This is a genomic window from Shewanella sp. BC20, from assembly GCF_003129585.1.
GTDB classification, from domain to species: Bacteria; Pseudomonadota; Gammaproteobacteria; order Enterobacterales; family Shewanellaceae; genus Shewanella; species Shewanella seohaensis.
The window spans coordinates 569,462-586,151 of sequence record NZ_NHRI01000001.1 but is presented as its reverse complement, the minus strand read 5'-3'; the positions used below and the strand labels follow the sequence as shown (position 1 = coordinate 586,151).

At 48.7% G+C, this 16,690-nt stretch carries 11 protein-coding genes and 2 rRNA genes; 10 read left to right on the top strand and 3 right to left on the bottom strand.

The features are described 5' to 3' along the window. The 5 genes from CBX96_RS02470 to CBX96_RS02450 all read left to right on the top strand — a co-directional run. Positions 1–2,722: ribosomal RNA gene (locus CBX96_RS02470) — 23S ribosomal RNA — on the top strand; the annotation flags it as partial. A gap of 221 nt (positions 2,723–2,943) precedes the next feature. Next, positions 2,944–3,059, top strand: a 5S ribosomal RNA gene (gene rrf, locus CBX96_RS02465). Positions 3,060–3,698: 639 nt separating this feature from the next. Then, positions 3,699–3,911 (top strand): OadG family protein, encoded by a 213-nt coding sequence (locus CBX96_RS02460; RefSeq protein ID WP_258293951.1) that lies wholly within the window; start codon positions 3,699–3,701, stop codon positions 3,909–3,911. An 11-nt stretch (positions 3,912–3,922) separates the two neighbouring features. Beyond that, positions 3,923–5,758: a sodium-extruding oxaloacetate decarboxylase subunit alpha gene (gene oadA / locus CBX96_RS02455; RefSeq protein ID WP_109285577.1), complete on the top strand. Its 1,836-nt coding sequence runs from the start codon at positions 3,923–3,925 to the stop codon at positions 5,756–5,758. Positions 5,759–5,766: 8 nt separating this feature from the next. Beyond that, positions 5,767–6,897 carry a sodium ion-translocating decarboxylase subunit beta gene (locus CBX96_RS02450; protein ID WP_109285576.1) on the top strand — a complete coding sequence of 377 codons (1,131 nt, stop codon included), beginning with the start codon at positions 5,767–5,769 and terminating at the stop codon, positions 6,895–6,897. A 50-nt stretch (positions 6,898–6,947) separates the two neighbouring features. Here the strand turns inward: CBX96_RS02450 and CBX96_RS21520 are convergent, their stop codons facing one another. Continuing rightward, a complete protein-coding gene (locus tag CBX96_RS21520; RefSeq protein WP_011623730.1) occupies positions 6,948–7,115 on the bottom strand; it encodes a hypothetical protein in 168 nt (55 codons plus the stop codon). Positions 7,116–7,273: 158 nt separating this feature from the next. After that, positions 7,274–8,527, bottom strand: coding sequence for a dicarboxylate/amino acid:cation symporter (locus CBX96_RS02445; protein ID WP_109285575.1), 1,254 nt, complete (start codon positions 8,525–8,527; stop codon positions 7,274–7,276). 287 nt (positions 8,528–8,814) lie between these two features. Here CBX96_RS02445 and CBX96_RS02440 point away from each other — a divergent pair, with 287 nt between their 5' ends. From CBX96_RS02440 to CBX96_RS02420, 5 genes are all read left to right on the top strand, one after another. Continuing rightward, positions 8,815–9,240 carry a YqaA family protein gene (locus CBX96_RS02440; RefSeq protein WP_109285574.1) on the top strand — a complete coding sequence of 142 codons (426 nt, stop codon included), beginning with the start codon at positions 8,815–8,817 and terminating at the stop codon, positions 9,238–9,240. 141 nt (positions 9,241–9,381) lie between these two features. Further along, positions 9,382–12,231 carry a pitrilysin family protein gene (locus CBX96_RS02435; RefSeq protein ID WP_109285573.1) on the top strand — a complete coding sequence of 950 codons (2,850 nt, stop codon included), beginning with the start codon at positions 9,382–9,384 and terminating at the stop codon, positions 12,229–12,231. 183 nt (positions 12,232–12,414) lie between these two features. Beyond that, entirely contained in the window at positions 12,415–14,064 is a 1,650-nt protein-coding gene (gene gshA / locus CBX96_RS02430; RefSeq protein ID WP_109285572.1) for a glutamate--cysteine ligase, read from the top strand. Beyond that, complete coding sequence (locus tag CBX96_RS02425) at positions 14,064–14,525, top strand: hypothetical protein (protein WP_109285571.1); 462 nt, start codon at positions 14,064–14,066, stop codon at positions 14,523–14,525. Before gshA ends, CBX96_RS02425 begins: the two co-directional genes overlap by 1 nt. Positions 14,526–14,681: 156 nt before the next feature. Then, positions 14,682–15,299, top strand: a complete 618-nt coding sequence (locus CBX96_RS02420) for a hypothetical protein (RefSeq protein WP_109285570.1) — start codon at positions 14,682–14,684, stop codon at positions 15,297–15,299. Positions 15,300–15,346: 47 nt separating this feature from the next. Here CBX96_RS02420 and CBX96_RS02415 read toward each other — a convergent pair whose 3' ends face one another. Next, complete coding sequence (locus tag CBX96_RS02415) at positions 15,347–16,609, bottom strand: diguanylate cyclase (protein ID WP_109285569.1); 1,263 nt, start codon at positions 16,607–16,609, stop codon at positions 15,347–15,349. Positions 16,610–16,690 lie beyond the last annotated feature (81 nt).

The following is a 16,690-nucleotide window of genomic DNA, read 5'->3' as shown; positions in this document are numbered from 1 at the left end:
TGAGGCAAACGAGGGGAACTGAAACATCTAAGTACCCTTAGGAAAAGAAATCAACCGAGATTCCCCTAGTAGCGGCGAGCGAACGGGGATTAGCCCTTAAGTCAGAGGGGTGTTAGTGGAATGGTCTGGAAAGTCCAGCGGCACAGGGTGATAGCCCCGTACACGAAAACTAACCTTTGATGAAAACGAGTAAGGCGGGACACGTGATATCCTGTTTGAATATGGGGGGACCATCCTCCAAGGCTAAATACTCCTGACTGACCGATAGTGAACCAGTACCGTGAGGGAAAGGCGAAAAGAACCCCTGTGAGGGGAGTGAAATAGAACCTGAAACCGTATACGTACAAGCAGTGGGAGCGGTACTTGAGACCGTGACTGCGTACCTTTTGTATAATGGGTCAGCGACTTACGTTTTGTAGCGAGGTTAAGCGAATAGCGGAGCCGTAGGGAAACCGAGTGTTAACTGCGCGTTTAGTTGCAAGGCGTAGACCCGAAACCCGGTGATCTAGCCATGGGCAGGTTGAAGGTTGAGTAACATCAACTGGAGGACCGAACCGACTAATGTTGAAAAATTAGCGGATGACTTGTGGCTGGGGGTGAAAGGCCAATCAAACCGGGAGATATCTGGTTCTCCTCGAAAGCTATTTAGGTAGCGCCTCGGACGAACACCTTTGGGGGTAGAGCACTGTTAAGGCTAGGGGGTCATCCCGACTTACCAACCCTTTGCAAACTCCGAATACCAAAGAGTGCTATCCGGGAGACAGACGGCGGGTGCTAACGTCCGTCGTCAAAAGGGAAACAACCCAGACCGTCAGCTAAGGTCCCAAAGTGTATGTTAAGTGGGAAACGATGTGGGAAGGCTTAGACAGCTAGGATGTTGGCTTAGAAGCAGCCATCATTTAAAGAAAGCGTAATAGCTCACTAGTCGAGTCGGCCTGCGCGGAAGATGTAACGGGGCTAAACATACCACCGAAGCTACGGGTGCAATCCATTAGGGTTGCGCGGTAGAGGAGCGTTCTGTAAGCCGTTGAAGGTGAAGGGGTAACCCACGCTGGAGGTATCAGAAGTGCGAATGCTGACATGAGTAACGATAAAGGGGGTGAAAAACCCCCTCGCCGAAAGACCAAGGGTTCCTGTCCAACGTTAATCGGGGCAGGGTGAGTCGACCCCTAAGGCGAGGCCGAAAGGCGTAGTCGATGGGAAACAGATTAATATTTCTGTACTTCCGCTAACTGCGATGGAGAGACGGAGAAGGCTAGGCTAGCGCGGCGTTGGTAGTCCGCGTTTAAGGTGGTAGGTGGGTGACTTAGGCAAATCCGGGTCACTATACACTGAGAGCTGATGACGAGTCCCCAAGGGGATGAAGTAGTTGATGCCATGCTTCCAGGAAAATCTTCTAAGCTTCAGGTTAGCGGGAATCGTACCCCAAACCGACACAGGTGGTCGGGTAGAGAATACCAAGGCGCTTGAGAGAACTCGGCTGAAGGAACTAGGCAAAATGGTACCGTAACTTCGGGAGAAGGTACGCTGCTGTTGGTGATGGGACTTGCTCCCTAAGCTGACGGCAGTCGCAGATACCAGGTGGCTGCAACTGTTTATCAAAAACACAGCACTGTGCAAAATCGCAAGATGACGTATACGGTGTGACGCCTGCCCGGTGCCGGAAGGTTAATTGATTGGGTTATCGCAAGAGAAGCTCATGATCGAAGCCCCGGTAAACGGCGGCCGTAACTATAACGGTCCTAAGGTAGCGAAATTCCTTGTCGGGTAAGTTCCGACCTGCACGAATGGCGTAATGATGGCCACGCTGTCTCCAGCCGAGACTCAGTGAAGTTGAAATTGCGGTGAAGATGCCGTATACCCGCGGCTAGACGGAAAGACCCCGTGAACCTTTACTATAGCTTGGCACTGAACATTGACCCTACATGTGTAGGATAGGTGGGAGACTTTGAAGCGGGAACGCTAGTTCACGTGGAGTCGTCCTTGAAATACCACCCTTGTAGTGTTGATGTTCTAACTTGGGCCCCTAATCGGGGTTAAGGACAGTGCCTGGTGGGTAGTTTGACTGGGGCGGTCTCCTCCCAAAGAGTAACGGAGGAGCACGAAGGTTGGCTAAGTACGGTCGGACATCGTACGGTTAGTGCAATGGCATAAGCCAGCTTAACTGCGAGACAGACACGTCGAGCAGGTACGAAAGTAGGTCATAGTGATCCGGTGGTTCTGAATGGAAGGGCCATCGCTCAACGGATAAAAGGTACTCCGGGGATAACAGGCTGATACCGCCCAAGAGTTCATATCGACGGCGGTGTTTGGCACCTCGATGTCGGCTCATCACATCCTGGGGCTGAAGTCGGTCCCAAGGGTATGGCTGTTCGCCATTTAAAGTGGTACGCGAGCTGGGTTCAGAACGTCGTGAGACAGTTCGGTCCCTATCTGCCGTGGGCGTTGGATGATTGAGGGGAGTTGCTCCTAGTACGAGAGGACCGGAGTGAACGAACCGCTGGTGTTCGGGTTGTCATGCCAATGGCATTGCCCGGTAGCTATGTTCGGAATCGATAACCGCTGAAAGCATCTAAGCGGGAAGCGAGCCCCAAGATGAGTCATCCCTTGGACTATAAGTCCACTAAAGAGCCGTTCGAGACTAGGACGTTGATAGGTCAGGTGTGTAAGCGTTGTGAGGCGTTGAGCTAACTGATACTAATGACTCGAGAGGCTTAACCATACAACCCAGATGGGTTTTACTCAGTAGTACTTAGACGAATACAAACACTTAAGAAGTGCAACTCAATACAGCTTTCTAAATTAACAAATAAAGGTTAATTACGCAGGTAATTGTGCGGCAGACAAAGCCGTGACGAGCGAAGGGCGGAGTGTACGATAGTACATGAGCACTGGAGTGAGGAAACAATGCCGTCAGACATAGAATTAACCAGTAAGAATTTGCTTGGTGACAATAGCATTGTGGTCCCACCTGATCCCATCCCGAACTCAGAAGTGAAACGCAATCGCGCCGATGGTAGTGTGGGGTCTCCCCATGTGAGAGTAGGTCATCGCCAAGCGCCTAATTAAACGAAGAAGCCAGCTGAATAAGCTGGCTTTTTTGTTTTTCGTGTTTACCATTTCAGTTTCTGTATTCTTCATAAGCCTTCTTTAATTACTAACGTTATTACTCTACTGTCTAAGATGCAGCGTTAATGGAGAACGGCTGATTATCTTGTTTTCTAGACTTTCAATCCTGTGTACTCATTTCCCCTAAACATTCTCTTCGCAGCTTAATGTTTTAGTGCAGTATTTTTATGCGCCTTGGATTTGTCCTTATTAGGCTAATCATTCTATTTAAACTTATGCACGTATAAGAAGCGATTTAGACCTCATTGTCGCTGGATTGCACTTTCTGCTGCTGTTTACTCAGGCCTTAATCTTGAGAGTCAGTAACCCTTCTTTCCCCAATAAAAATATCTGCTTTGCTGTTTCATTAACGAATATTCATTTTATCGCTCGTTCACTAAGGATCCCTCAGACACTTATTGCCGATCTTATGTAAATTGGTCTTACCAATTTACATCTATAGATTGAGTTTGTTATCAATGCAGATGTTGTGAAGTTGTAAATCTAACACTTGATGTGGGTTCAAAGCTGGAGGAGGTACTAACGTGAAAGGGGAGCTAACGCAGCAGCTATTAGATGCTGTTGGCATCATGTTATTGGGCATGGGGCTGGTGTATTTATTTTTAAGTGTATTGATATTAGGAGTGAATCTGGTTGCTAAGTGGTGCCGTGAAGAGCCTAAAGCAGCAGATCAGTTAAAGGTGAATGATGCGAGCTCAATCGGAGCTGCAAACACCTTAGATCCTAAATTGGTGGCTGCGATCAGCTTAGCCGTCCAGCAGTATCGTTCTCAGGCTAAATAATGGAGCGCCATATGAACCGAGTAAATTCGATTGTGGCGTCTAAGCCATTACAGTTAACCGATGTCGTTTTGAGGGATGCACATCAGTCTATTTTAGCGACGCGTTTACGCCTCGATGACATGCTTCCGATTGCACCTCTGCTCGATAAAGTGGGATTTTGGTCGCTCGAGTCTTGGGGCGGAGCGACTTTCGATGCCTGTATCCGTTATTTAGGTGAGGATCCTTGGGACAGGATCCGTGAGCTGAAAAAGTTAATGCCAAATACACCTCAACAAATGTTACTGCGCGGTCAAAACCTATTGGGTTATCGCCATTACGCCGATGATTTAGTGACACGTTTTGTCGAGCGTGCCCATGCCAATGGTGTGGATGTATTCCGTATCTTTGATGCGATGAATGATGTGCGTAACCTTGAGATGGCGGTAAAAGCGGTGCGTGACGTCGGTGGGCACGCGCAAGGCACAATTTCTTATACGACCAGCCCTGTTCATACGGTTGATACTTGGGTCGATATGGCAAAGCGCCTTGAGGACATGGGCTGCCATTCGCTGTGCATTAAAGACATGGCGGGCTTACTCAAGCCGATGGAAGCCTTTGAGCTGATCAGTCGCTTAAAATCACAAACTCAACTCATGCTCTCATTGCACTGCCACGCCACGACGGGGCTGAGTACCGCAACCTATCAAAAGGCGATAGAGGCGGGAATCGATGTACTCGATACTGCTATTTCCTCGATGAGCCAAACCTATGGCCATACGGCAACTGAAACCGTGGTTGCTATGGTGGCGGAGACCGAGCGTGAAACTCACTATGACCTTGTCTTACTTGAAGAGATTGCCGCTTATTTCCGAGAGGTGCGGAAAAAGTACGCCAAGTTCGAAGGAGCGTTAAAAGGTATCGATTCGCGGATCCTTCGCGCTCAAGTCCCCGGTGGCATGTTGACGAATATGGAGAGTCAGCTCAAAGAACAAGGCGCGGCCGATAAGCTGGACGCAGTGCTCGAGGAGATCCCTCGGGTGCGTCAGGATTTAGGCTTTCTGCCTTTGGTTACACCAACTTCGCAAATTGTTGGCTCGCAGGCCGTTATCAACGTACTGATGGGGCAAAGATATCAATCGTTGACCAAAGAAACTGAAGGTGTGTTAAGGGGCGAATATGGTGCTACTCCAGCCCCTGTTAATCCCGAGTTGCAGGCTCGAGTGCTTAACGGTGCTGCGGCGATCACCTGCCGTCCTGCGGATTTACTCGCACCCGAGTTGGACAAACTGCGTACGGAGTTATTATCAAAGGCACAGGAGCAAGGGATTCGTCTCGTCTCAGAGAGTAAAGAAAAGTCTCTAGACGATGATTTACTCATCTATGCGCTCTTCCCGCAAATTGGCTTACAGTTTTTAAAACACCGAGACGACCCAACCGCTTTTGAGCCAAAACCTGAACTTGCGCCAGTGTTATCTGCTACGCCGCGTGAGGCCGAGACTTATACCGTTACGGTTGAAGGGCAAACTTATGTGGTTGAGGTTGCCGAGGGCGGCGAAATTAGCCAGATCCAAACTCAGGGACAAGCCGCACTGCCGCTTGGCCAAGCTAATCCTTCTCAGTTGAGCGCTGCGCCAGTGCCTCAAACCAGTGAGGTGAAACTTAAGATGAGCGCGCCCCTGTCGGGCAATATCTTCAAAGTGCATGTCGGCATTGGTGACAAGGTGTGCGCCGGCGATGTCGTTATCATCCTAGAGGCCATGAAAATGGAGACCGAAATCCGCGCACAGGGGGATGGCATTATTACCCATCTCTTTGTGAAAGAAGGGGATTCGGTTGCCGTGGGTTCTCAATTACTGGCCTTAGCCTAGGAGTCGTTATGGATGGTTTACTGGCTTTCTGGGCCGAAACGGGCATAGCCCATTTTACTGCTGGGCAAGCCTTGATGATGGCTGTGGGCGCCTTGCTGTTATACCTTGCGATAGTGCGTGGCTTTGAGCCACTACTGTTGTTACCTATTGGTTTTGGCGCCGTGCTGGCGAATATTCCCAATGCGGGCTTTACCGAAGAGGGCGGTATGCTGTATTACGCCTACCATGTTGGGATTGAAACCGGGGTGTTTCCGTTGCTGATCTTTATGGGGGTCGGGGCACTGACAGATTTTAGTGCGCTGATTGCCAATCCAAAGACCTTGCTACTCGGCGCGGCGGCGCAGTTTGGGATTTTCGCAACCTTAATTGGGGCGATAGCGCTGAATCTGGTGCCAGGCTTTGAATTTACCATGCAGGATGCCGCAGCCATTGCCATTATCGGTGGCGCGGATGGACCAACGGCGATTTTCCTTGCCTCTAAGCTTGCGCCTGAGTTGTTGGGGGCGATTGCTGTGGCGGCCTATTCCTATATGGCGCTGGTGCCGATTATTCAGCCGCCGATCATGCGTTTACTCACGACCCAAGCCGAGCGTGAGATAAAGATGGAGCAGCTCAGGGAGGTGAGTAAGAAGGAGAAGATCATTTTCCCGCTGATGGTCTTAGGCTTAACGATTTTATTCTTACCCGCAGCGACTCCTTTGGTTGGTATGTTTTGCCTTGGCAACCTAATGCGTGAGTCGGGTGTGGTAGATAGATTATCGAAAACGGCGCAAAACGAGCTGATTAATATCGTCACCATTTTCTTAGGCTTGGCCGTCGGTTCTAAACTTTCTGCGGATCAGTTCTTACGCGTCGAAACCTTAGGGATCTTGGTTCTAGGCGCGTTGGCGTTCAGTATTGGTACTGCTGCAGGGGTGCTGATGGCAAAACTGATGTGCAAATTAACTGGCGGTAAGGTCAATCCACTAATTGGCGCGGCGGGCGTATCTGCTGTGCCTATGGCGGCAAGGGTGGTGAATAAAGTGGGGTTAGAGGCTAATCACCATAACTTTTTGCTGATGCACGCCATGGGGCCAAACGTTGCAGGGGTATTAGGCTCTGCGGTTGCTGCGGGGATTTTACTGGCTGTGCTTGGCTAAGCTGCAAATTTGGAGGCTAGAGCAAAGCCTATTGTGAACCAATTAGGCTTTTAAGCTGTTAACCACAGGAGCAGCATAAGAAGCAAAATCACCGTGCCGCTGATGGCTATTATGTAGATAAAGCCACGTTTTCCTTGAGCCAGTGGTAAACCATTGGCTTTTAAAAACAGTATCCACAGCAAGCAAAGGATAAGCGGGAATAAAAACAGTTTAGTCATGCTTCATTCTACTTTTGGTAAATAAGTGAAGAGTTTAACAGCTTGTTTGGTCGAAAGTCATGGACGTTTTATTCGCAATAAGTGAAATACGGATAATAAAAAAGACCGCATTTGCGGTCTTTTTATTGGGTAAATCATGAAAGATTTACCCTGAGTGATTAATTATCGGCAATCGCAGTCGTTTGAGTCTCATTGCTGTAGAACTGATCAACATCAAGCTCATTTTCAGATTTGCCTATCACCACGGCGGTCATCATATCGCCTGTGACGTTGGTCGCGGTGCGGATCATATCGATAATACGGTCGATGGCGGCAATAAAGGCGATACCTTCTAGGGGTAAACCAATCACGCCTAAAGTGACGGTTAACATCACCATGGCGCTGCCTGGCACGCCAGCGGTACCGACTGAGGCCACCGTGGCTGTAACGGCAATCATCACATAATCTAAGGTATCGAGTGGAATACCGTAAATTTGAGCGATAAAAATTGCGGCAATCGCAGGGTAGATACCACCACAGCCATCCATGTTCATGGTAGCGCCGAGCGGCATAACGAAGGCGCTATAACGCTTTGAAACACCCATGGTCTCAACCGCTCTGGTACTCGCAGGCAGAGTGCCGAAGCTTGAAGAGGTACTAAAAGCCACTAATTGCGCCGGCATGGCCTTACGGAAAAATTGCACAGGGCTTAAACCCGCGGCAAATTTCACTAGTCCGCCGTAGACAAAAATCATATGGATAAGGGCGGCAATATAGATAGCGGCGATAAATTTACCTAGAGGTAATAGGGTCGATAAACCATATTCACCCACTACCCAAGCCATTAAACCAAACACGCCGATTGGGGTGAGTTTTAGCACCATGCGTGTCAGTTGGAACATAACTTCGGCACCCGCTTCGATGGTGCGTTTTAGTGGCTCGGCTTTCTCGCCAACCTTGTTGATGGCGATCCCGACTAATGCGGCAAATACAATGATCTGCAGTACTTTTCCATCCGCCAGTGAGGCAAAGGGATTCACTGGGATCATATCGAGCAGCACCTGCGCAAAGCCTGGAATATTGCGCTCACGCACTTCCGTGGTTGCCAGTTGCATTGTGCCGCCCATATCGATAAGCGAGCCAACAGCTAAACCTATCAGTGAGGCGATAGTGCCTGTCAGCATGAACATGCCTAAGGTCTTAAGACTTAAGCGTTTGAGATTCGTTTGAGAGCCGAGCGAGGTAATACTGACCACAATCGCACAGAAGACCAGTGGCGCAACCAGCATCTTAATGGCGCTGATAAACAAATCGCCAAGCGGTTTAAGTACAGTGGCGGTTTCACCTAAAAGTACGCCAACGAGCGCACCTAAAATAAAGCCTGCGAGGACTTTTTGCCAAAAAGGAATGCGGCTAATGGTTTGAAGAATCATGCGTTTTCCAAAAATATATCATTACAAGCCCATGGACCTGAGATGCTAGTATGAGTATCCACTTGAAGTGAGTGAACTTATACCAAGCGACGAGTCAGGTACAGGACATTTTTTGCCATTAAAGGCATTGTATCGGCTGTGATAGGGTTATAACAAACCGATTTTCTTATAACTTATTGTGATAAATGAGTTTGTTGTGAAATGGTTAGTCGCTACATCCTTTTAACGCTGTGGTAGTTCTCTGCTCGAGAGCGTGAAAGAGCTGTAATTTCATAGAGTAAGCTTTTATGTCTGAATTAAGCATGATGTTTTCTGGGGCTTTTTTAGCCGCGACCTTGTTACCGGGAGGATCAGAAGTTTTACTGATTGCGTTGCTGAATAAAGCGCCGCAAGCTTGGGTCGAATTAGTGGTGGTGGCCAGTGTTGGCAATACCTTAGGGGCGATGACGAGTTTTTATCTAGGGCGTATCGGCCGGTTTGCAAAGTCCCCCGAGGCTCTAAGTGGGGGAAAGCATGCCAAAGCCTTAGCCCTTATTGAGCGTTACGGTGTTTGGTCGCTATTGTTGTCGTGGGCGCCAGTGATTGGCGATCTATTATGTTTATTGGCGGGATGGTTAAAGCTTAGGGCGTTCCCCGCATTAGTGATGATTTTGATCGGCAAAACCCTGCGTTACCTTATCGTGGCGGCCGCTACATTGCATTGGTTTAGTTAGTTTTTACACTCGTTGTTCGGTTAAAGGATAATAGCGCTGCAAAGGAAGTCCTTGTATTACTTGGAACTTTGTAGGGATTAATGAGTCTGAACTCATTATTGATACCGAGCATTCTACAGGGGCTAATTTTTTAGCCTATTGATGTATAAGGGGAATACCTTGAAAAAATGGATATTAGCGGTCGCGATTTCCGCCGCACTCGCAGGTTGTGCCAGCCAAACCTCAACGCAATTACCCGCGGGCGTAAAGTTAATTAAAAATGTGCAACTGAAGGACTCTGAAGTCGGTATTCCCTTTAAAAAATATCAGCTTGCTAATGGCCTAACGGTTATTTTGCATCAAGATCATTCCGATCCCTTAGTGCATGTCGATGTGACTTATCACGTCGGCTCGGCCAGAGAACTAGCAGGCCGTTCAGGATTCGCCCATTTATTCGAACATATGATGTTCCAGGGCTCTGAGCACGTCGCCGATGAGCAACATTTTGAGGTTGTAACCGAGGCGGGAGGCACACTGAACGGCTCGACCAATACCGACAGAACGAACTACTTTGAGACTGTCCCTAGCAACCAGCTCGAAAAAATGTTGTGGCTCGAGTCTGACCGCATGGGCTTTTTGTTGCCGGCGCTAACTAGCGAAAAGTTTGAAGTACAGCGCGAGACGGTGAAAAACGAGCGCGCTCAACGCATTGATAATCAACCCTATGGCCGAATGAGCGAGCGCTTTAATCGGGCGATGTTCCCAGTCGGCCATCCCTATTCTTGGCCTGTGATCGGCTGGCCAGAGGATCTTAACCGCGCCACAGTGGATGATGTGAAACACTTTTTCCAACGTTGGTACGGCCCGAATAATGCCACGCTGACTATTGGCGGCGATTTTGATGAACTACAAGCCTTAGCCTGGGTAAACAAATACTTTGGCGAAATCCCCCGTGGCCCCGAGGTTCAACCTGAGCCTAAGACCTTAGTTACGCTCGATAAGACGCGCTATATCTCGATGGAAGATAACGTGCATTTACCGCTGATCCGTATCGGCTTTCCGACTGTGTATGCCAGCCATCCCGATGAAGCCGCGCTGGACTTATTAGCCAATATCCTCGGTGGCGGTAAAACCTCACTCGTTTACAAAAACCTTGTGAAGGATGGTTATGCCGTACAGGCAAGCGTGAGCCAACCCTGCCAAGAGTTAGCCTGTCAGATGTCGATTTATGCCCTAGCCAATCCGCAAAAGGGTGCGACCTTAGCCGAACTTGAACAGCGTATTCTCGACTCGATTAATGAGTTTGAGCAGCGGGGCGTCACCGACGATGACCTGCAAAAAGTGAAAGTGCAGTTTGAGGCCGATACCATTTTTGGCCTGCAGAGCGTAAAAGGCAAAGTGTCTATGCTTGCCTTGAATCAAACCATGTTTGGTGAGCCGAATAAGATTGGAGTAGACCTTGCGCGCTACGCCAATGTGACCAAAGACGATGTGATGCGGGTATTTAAAAAGTACATCAAAGACAAGCCCATGGTGGTGATGAGTGTGGTACCGCAGGGAATGACGGCTTTAGTCGCTCATCCGGATAACTTCACCCCTCAAACCTTGCCCGTGGCGGATACGGCTGTAGAGGGGGATTTACCCGTCGCTAAGTTGGTGTCAAGTTTCGACCGCTCAACAATGCCAGCCTCGGGCGCAGCGCCCGTGCTTAAAGTCCCGACAATTTGGACGACTAAGTTAGCTAATGGCATCGAAGTAATGGGCACTCAAAGCAGCGAAACCCCAACCGTGGAGTTGGTGATTTATCTTAACGGTGGGCACAGATTAGTGCCCGTTGAAAAGGCGGGCCTAGCAAGCCTAACCGCTGAGATGCTGAATGAGTCGACGCAAAAGCGCTCAACAGAGCAATTGTCGCAGGCACTTGAGATGCTCGGCAGTACGGTGGACTTTAGTGCCTCCGAATCCCAAAGCACGATTAAGGTGTCGGCGCTCACCGAGCACTTGGATGAAACCTTAGCCATATTGGAAGAAAAGCTGTTCCAGCCTGCCTTTAACGAGGCCGACTTCGCTCGGGTGAAGCAACAACAGTTGCAGCAAATTCAGCATATGCAGTCAGACCCAGGCTATGTCGCTAACTCTGCGCTGTATAGCTTGCTCTATGGTAAGAATAACGCTCAAGGTGTGAGTGATGCTGGGACCTTAGATTCCGTTGCCGCGCTGACACTTGCGGATGTGAGGGCGTTTTACGCCGAGCAGTACCGTGGTGCGAACGCTAAAATCATTACTGTGGCGAATCTGCCTGAAAGTGCATTGCTACCCAAACTCGCAGGATTGAGTCAATGGCAAGGGGAGGCGAGTACATTGCCGCCACTCAAGTCATTCCCTGCGCTGAAGGGCGGGACTATCTATCTTATCGATAAACCGGGCGCGGCTCAGTCGGTAATTAACATTGCGAAACGTGCCTTACCCTATGATGCAACAGGTAATTATTTCAAATCTTACCTGATGAACTATCCGCTAGGTGGCGCCTTCAATAGCCGTATTAACCTCAATTTACGTGAGAACAAGGGGTATACCTATGGGGCGCGCAGCTCATTTACCGGTGGAGTCGAAGTCGGTGATTTTGTGGCCTCGAGTGATGTGCGTACCGATGTGACCGCCAAGGCGGTAAATGAGTTTATCAAAGAGATCAAAGCCTATCAGCAAAATGGGATGACGGACACTGAGCTCGGCTTTATGCGTAACTCGGTTTCCCAAGGGCAAGCATTGGATTATGAGACGCCTTATCAGAAGGCGGGTTTTATGCGGATGATCCAGCGTTACCAGCTGAGCCAAGATTTTACTACCGAGCAGGACAAAATTATAAATACTGTAACAAAAGATGAACTCAATGCCCTCGCGGCTTCCGAGCTAGATATCTCGAAAATGATCATCTTAGTGGTGGGAGATAAGGCGAAAATTGAAGCGGATTTAGCAACTTTAGGCTATCCAATTGAAACTTTAGTATTGTAAATTAGCTTTTCGACCCAATATAAATTGCAGACAAGCTAATTGTGCGGCACAACCTCGCTGCCAGTCTAAAGTATTAACGAGTAAGACGGTGACAGCATTAGCTGTCACCGTCTGCGTTTTATCGCAGAAGAATGTAATTAGGCTTGCTCCACGGACAGGTTTAGATTTATTTTGAGGCGTATTTTGAAAGATAAGCCTCAAAATAAAGGTCTGACTGTTAACCTTGTCGCGATAGCGAATCACCAATCAGAGAAGCGCAAATTGAAGCCATTCAATGAATTAGTACAACATTTCTCGGACGCTCAAGGGCGTGCCGCACTCCTTGGCATGTTACGTGGAATTGAGCGTGAAGCGCTGCGTATCGACGAGTCAGGCTACCTTGCGTTAGATGGTCATCCATTAGAGCTCGGCTCGGCATTAACGCATTCGCGCATTACGACAGATTACAGTGAAGCACTGCTTGAATTTATCACGCCGGTAAACAATCAAGTTGGTCCCCTATTGCAAGGACTCACCGAGACCCATGCCTTTAGCGTGCGTCATTTGCATGGTCAGCGTCTGTGGCCCGTGAGCATGCCATGTTACGTGAAAGATGAGCAGAATATTCCGGTCGCCCGTTATGGCAGCTCTAACACGGGCAAGTTGAAAACCTTGTATCGCAAGGGCTTAACCTACCGTTATGGCGCGCTGATGCAGATCATCTCTGGGGTGCATTTTAACTTCTCGGTATCGCAGGAGCTGTGGCAAAGCCTCTATGAGTTGAGTGATAAAAGCGTGAGCTTTGAAGATTTTATCTCCGAATCTTACTTTGGCCTCATCCGCAATTACCGCCGTTTAGTCTGGGTATTACCTTATCTGTTTGGGGCATCACCTGCGCTGTGTAGCTCGTTTATCAAGGGACAGAAGACCGATTTACGTTTTGAAAAATCGGGTCGCGGCACCTTGTATTTACCCTATGCGACTTCACTGCGGATGAGCGATCTGGGTTACACCAATAAAGAGCAGGAAGATCTCAATATCAGCTATAACTCCCTGCCTGAGTATCTGGCTGGGGTGAGAGCCGCGATTAAGATGCCTTCGGCCAACTTTGCCAATATCGGCGTGAAGGTGGATGGTGAATATCGCCAGCTCAATGCCAATGTGCTGCAAATTGAAAACGAATTTTACTCGCCTATCCGTGCGAAGCGCGTCACTAAAAGCGGTGAGAAGCCCTCTGAAGCCCTTGCCCGTGCGGGGGTTGAATATATTGAGGTGCGTGCATTAGATGTAAACCCCTTCAGCCCGATTGGGATTGAAGAGAACCAAGTGCGTTTCCTCGACTTGTTCTTACTCTATTGCTTATTAACCGAGTCGCCTAAGTCCGATGCGGCAGAAGAAGCCCGTTTAAGTGCTAACTTAAAATCTGTCGTGCTTGAAGGCCGTAAGCCAGGGCTTGAGTTATTAACCGAGACAGGTACACGCTCACTGCAAACGTGGCTTTTGGATCTGTTTGAGCATTTGGATTCATTGGCTAAGTTACTCGATGGCGATAAACAGGATTACCAAGCGGCCTTAGCCCATTGGCGTGAAGCCGTGAATGACCCACAAAAGACCTTGTCTGGGCAAGTTATCCAGCAATTAATCACCAAAGGCCAAGACCATGGACAATGGGTGATGTCACTGGCGCAGCAATATCACCAATATTTTATGGATTACCCCTTATCAGCCGAGGTTGTCAGCGATTATCAAGCCGAGGCGCAAGCATCGCTTAATAAGCAAGCAGACATCGAAGCGGCGCAAAGTGCGGTATCCTTTGATGATTATCTGACGGATTATTTCGGGACTTCATCCTAATGAGTCACTATTTAACCGGGCGCAAACTTACACTGGCTGCCAGTCTACTCGGGCTCACTGCATTGTTGTCTGGTTGCGCCTCCTCGCCTGAAGATGACTTAAGTTGCGGGACTGTGTCTGGGTATTTACAGCCCGATGCCAGCACTCATTGGTATCGCGTGGTGGTGACCCATCTCAATGGTAAGCCTGTGGTATCTAAACCTAATTATCAACTGGCGCCGGGGGAATATGAGTTCACTGTCGCCGAGCTGATTGATGCGCCTTCTTTAGGCGTGTCCCTCAGTGCACGCACACCTAAAACCTTTAAGTTAAAGGTTGAAGGACACCAGCGTTATCATATTGGCGCGTTATTCCACACGGATAAGCGCTATATGGGGAAAGATACCAACTATTGGGAACCCGGTGTGTGGCAGCAAGAAAACCATGAATGTCAGTTTGATCTCAGCCCTGAAACAAAATAATCAGATTTAACAATGGATTGTCATTTCTGTTAACAAGTTTGACCTGATAATAGGCGCTAAGGTGATCTTAGCGCCAAAAACAGGATTGTCGCTTTGCCTCACCCTATGACTGTGCGATGATGGGCCAGTTTTATTTCTTGGGAGAACAAGCGATTAATGAAATGGCTTTCGACAACTCTGTTATGTGCATCCATAGGTTTCCTCTCTGGTTGCGCCACTTCTCCGCCTAAATCTCCCGATAACCTTTGCGATATTTTCCAAGAGCATCGTTCATGGTACGAAGCGGCTAAGGACACCCGTGATAAATGGGGCGTGCCTGTGCATGTGCCGCTGGCGATGATGTATCAAGAAAGCTCCTTCAAGCATAATGCCGCGCCGCCAATGGAATATTTTTTAGGATTTATTCCCATCGGGCGAGCCAGTGATGCCTATGGCTACGCGCAAGCAAAAACCATGACCTGGGATGATTATGTCCGCGAGACGGGAAACAGCTGGTCTTCGCGGAGTAATTTTGATGATGCCATGGATTTTATGGGCTGGTTTATTTACAAGACCAATAAACTCAATGGGGTTTCCAAGTGGGATGCGAGGGCGCAATACCTCAACTACCACGAAGGGTGGGGTGGCTATCGCCGTGGGACTTATAAATCTAAGGCGTGGCTGGTCAAAGTGGCGGCTAAGGTGGATGACAGGGCTAAGCGCTATGCGGCCCAGTATAAAACCTGTCAGGAGGATTTAGATTCTTCTTGGCTATGGCGCTTATTCTTCGGGTAGCCTAAATCCATTTGCGGAGCTTATCGCGGATAGGCTCCTTGCTAAACTCATTGCATCAGTTGGTTATTGGCCGCAATCGCTTCGAGTGCTTTTATCGCTTTTTTCTTACCGCGTTTTTGCTCATACATTGCATTATCCGCCTGTTTGAAAGACATGGCCCAATCATTGTCATAGGCCGACATGCCCACGCTGAAGTTAAGATTGAGGGATGACTCTTGGTGCAGCTTGAGGCGCATGGCATCGAGGTCATTTTCGAGCTGCTCTAGTGGGCCATGGCATAGGGCAACAAACTCATCCCCCCCAAAGCGTGAGATGATGCCTTTATGCTTCCAAAAGCCGAGGATAGTCTTAGCCACTTGCTTTATCGCTAAATCGCCGACTTGGTGCCCCTGTTGGTCATTAATGCTCTTGAGATTATCCATATCGATAATCACTAGATAGCTGCCCAAATGCGGCTTGGGTTGCCAATGCAGTAGGGCATCTTCAAAATTTTTGCGGTTATAGAGTCCGGTAAGATTGTCGAAATTCGCCAATTTGGTGATTTGCAGTGACTTTTGATACAAGGCAATCGCATTGCTGGCCTCGTGGGTGAGAATGGAGACCAGATTGCGGTCGTAGTCGCTAAATGCGCCTACGCTACTGCTATCGAGATTAAGCATGCCGTAGAGTTTGCCGTCGATGCGTATCGGGCTGGACAGCGTCGAGCGGATCGGATGTTTGGCAGCCGTGAGTAAGATGTGTTGTTCTTCGGTTGTGAGCGTGCTGGCGGCATTGATGTTCTTCATATCATCGACTACCACCACGCGATCGCATTTCCCCTTAGTGAGTCGATATTCGAAGGATTGCTCGAGGGAAAAATTCAATTGCTTGAGCATGTTAAGGTCGAGCCCAACAACGGATTCGAAATGCAGTCTATGGGTTTCTTCGTTGACTTTGATGATGCTGCCCATTTCTGCACCGTTAATGATACAGACGGCTTTATTGAGCAGCGCGTCGAGAAACGCATGCTCATTTTTATATTGGCTCGACAGGTGGGCAAGTTCATAAATGGCATCGTTAATACTGACGACCTGCTCTAAGTGTTGCCATAGTCGCATTAAGCGGCCCTGGTGAAGATAATAAATAAGGCTGTAGGCAATCACATAGATAAGGCAGACAAACAGCAGGGGGAGGATAGTCCAGCCTTCGGTGGGGGCATTAAACACAAATAATAAGACGAATAGCACTATCGGCACTATCAAGAGCAATAGATGATAACGATAGTCCAAGCGGTCTATGGTTTTACGTTTAAAATTATCCCTTAATTTCACTCGGCAGTTCCCTTATTCGTGCTCCGGTTAGTCAGTTTTAATCACTCGGTCACTAACTCATTCACGCTGAGTTTGGATAAG

Excerpts from the sequence above, each read along its gene's own strand:
- CBX96_RS02460 (WP_258293951.1), top strand. The coding sequence starts at position 3,699 with ATGTTATTGGGCATGGGGCTGGTGTATTTATTTTTAAGTGTATTGATA.
- oadA (WP_109285577.1), top strand. The coding sequence starts at position 3,923 with ATGAACCGAGTAAATTCGATTGTGGCGTCTAAGCCATTACAGTTAACC.
- CBX96_RS02450 (WP_109285576.1), top strand. The coding sequence starts at position 5,767 with ATGGATGGTTTACTGGCTTTCTGGGCCGAAACGGGCATAGCCCATTTT.
- CBX96_RS21520 (WP_011623730.1), bottom strand. The coding sequence starts at position 7,115 with ATGACTAAACTGTTTTTATTCCCGCTTATCCTTTGCTTGCTGTGGATA.
- CBX96_RS02445 (WP_109285575.1), bottom strand. The coding sequence starts at position 8,527 with ATGATTCTTCAAACCATTAGCCGCATTCCTTTTTGGCAAAAAGTCCTC.
- CBX96_RS02440 (WP_109285574.1), top strand. The coding sequence starts at position 8,815 with ATGTCTGAATTAAGCATGATGTTTTCTGGGGCTTTTTTAGCCGCGACC.
- CBX96_RS02435 (WP_109285573.1), top strand. The coding sequence starts at position 9,382 with ATGTATAAGGGGAATACCTTGAAAAAATGGATATTAGCGGTCGCGATT.
- CBX96_RS02425 (WP_109285571.1), top strand. The coding sequence starts at position 14,064 with ATGAGTCACTATTTAACCGGGCGCAAACTTACACTGGCTGCCAGTCTA.
- CBX96_RS02420 (WP_109285570.1), top strand. The coding sequence starts at position 14,682 with ATGAAATGGCTTTCGACAACTCTGTTATGTGCATCCATAGGTTTCCTC.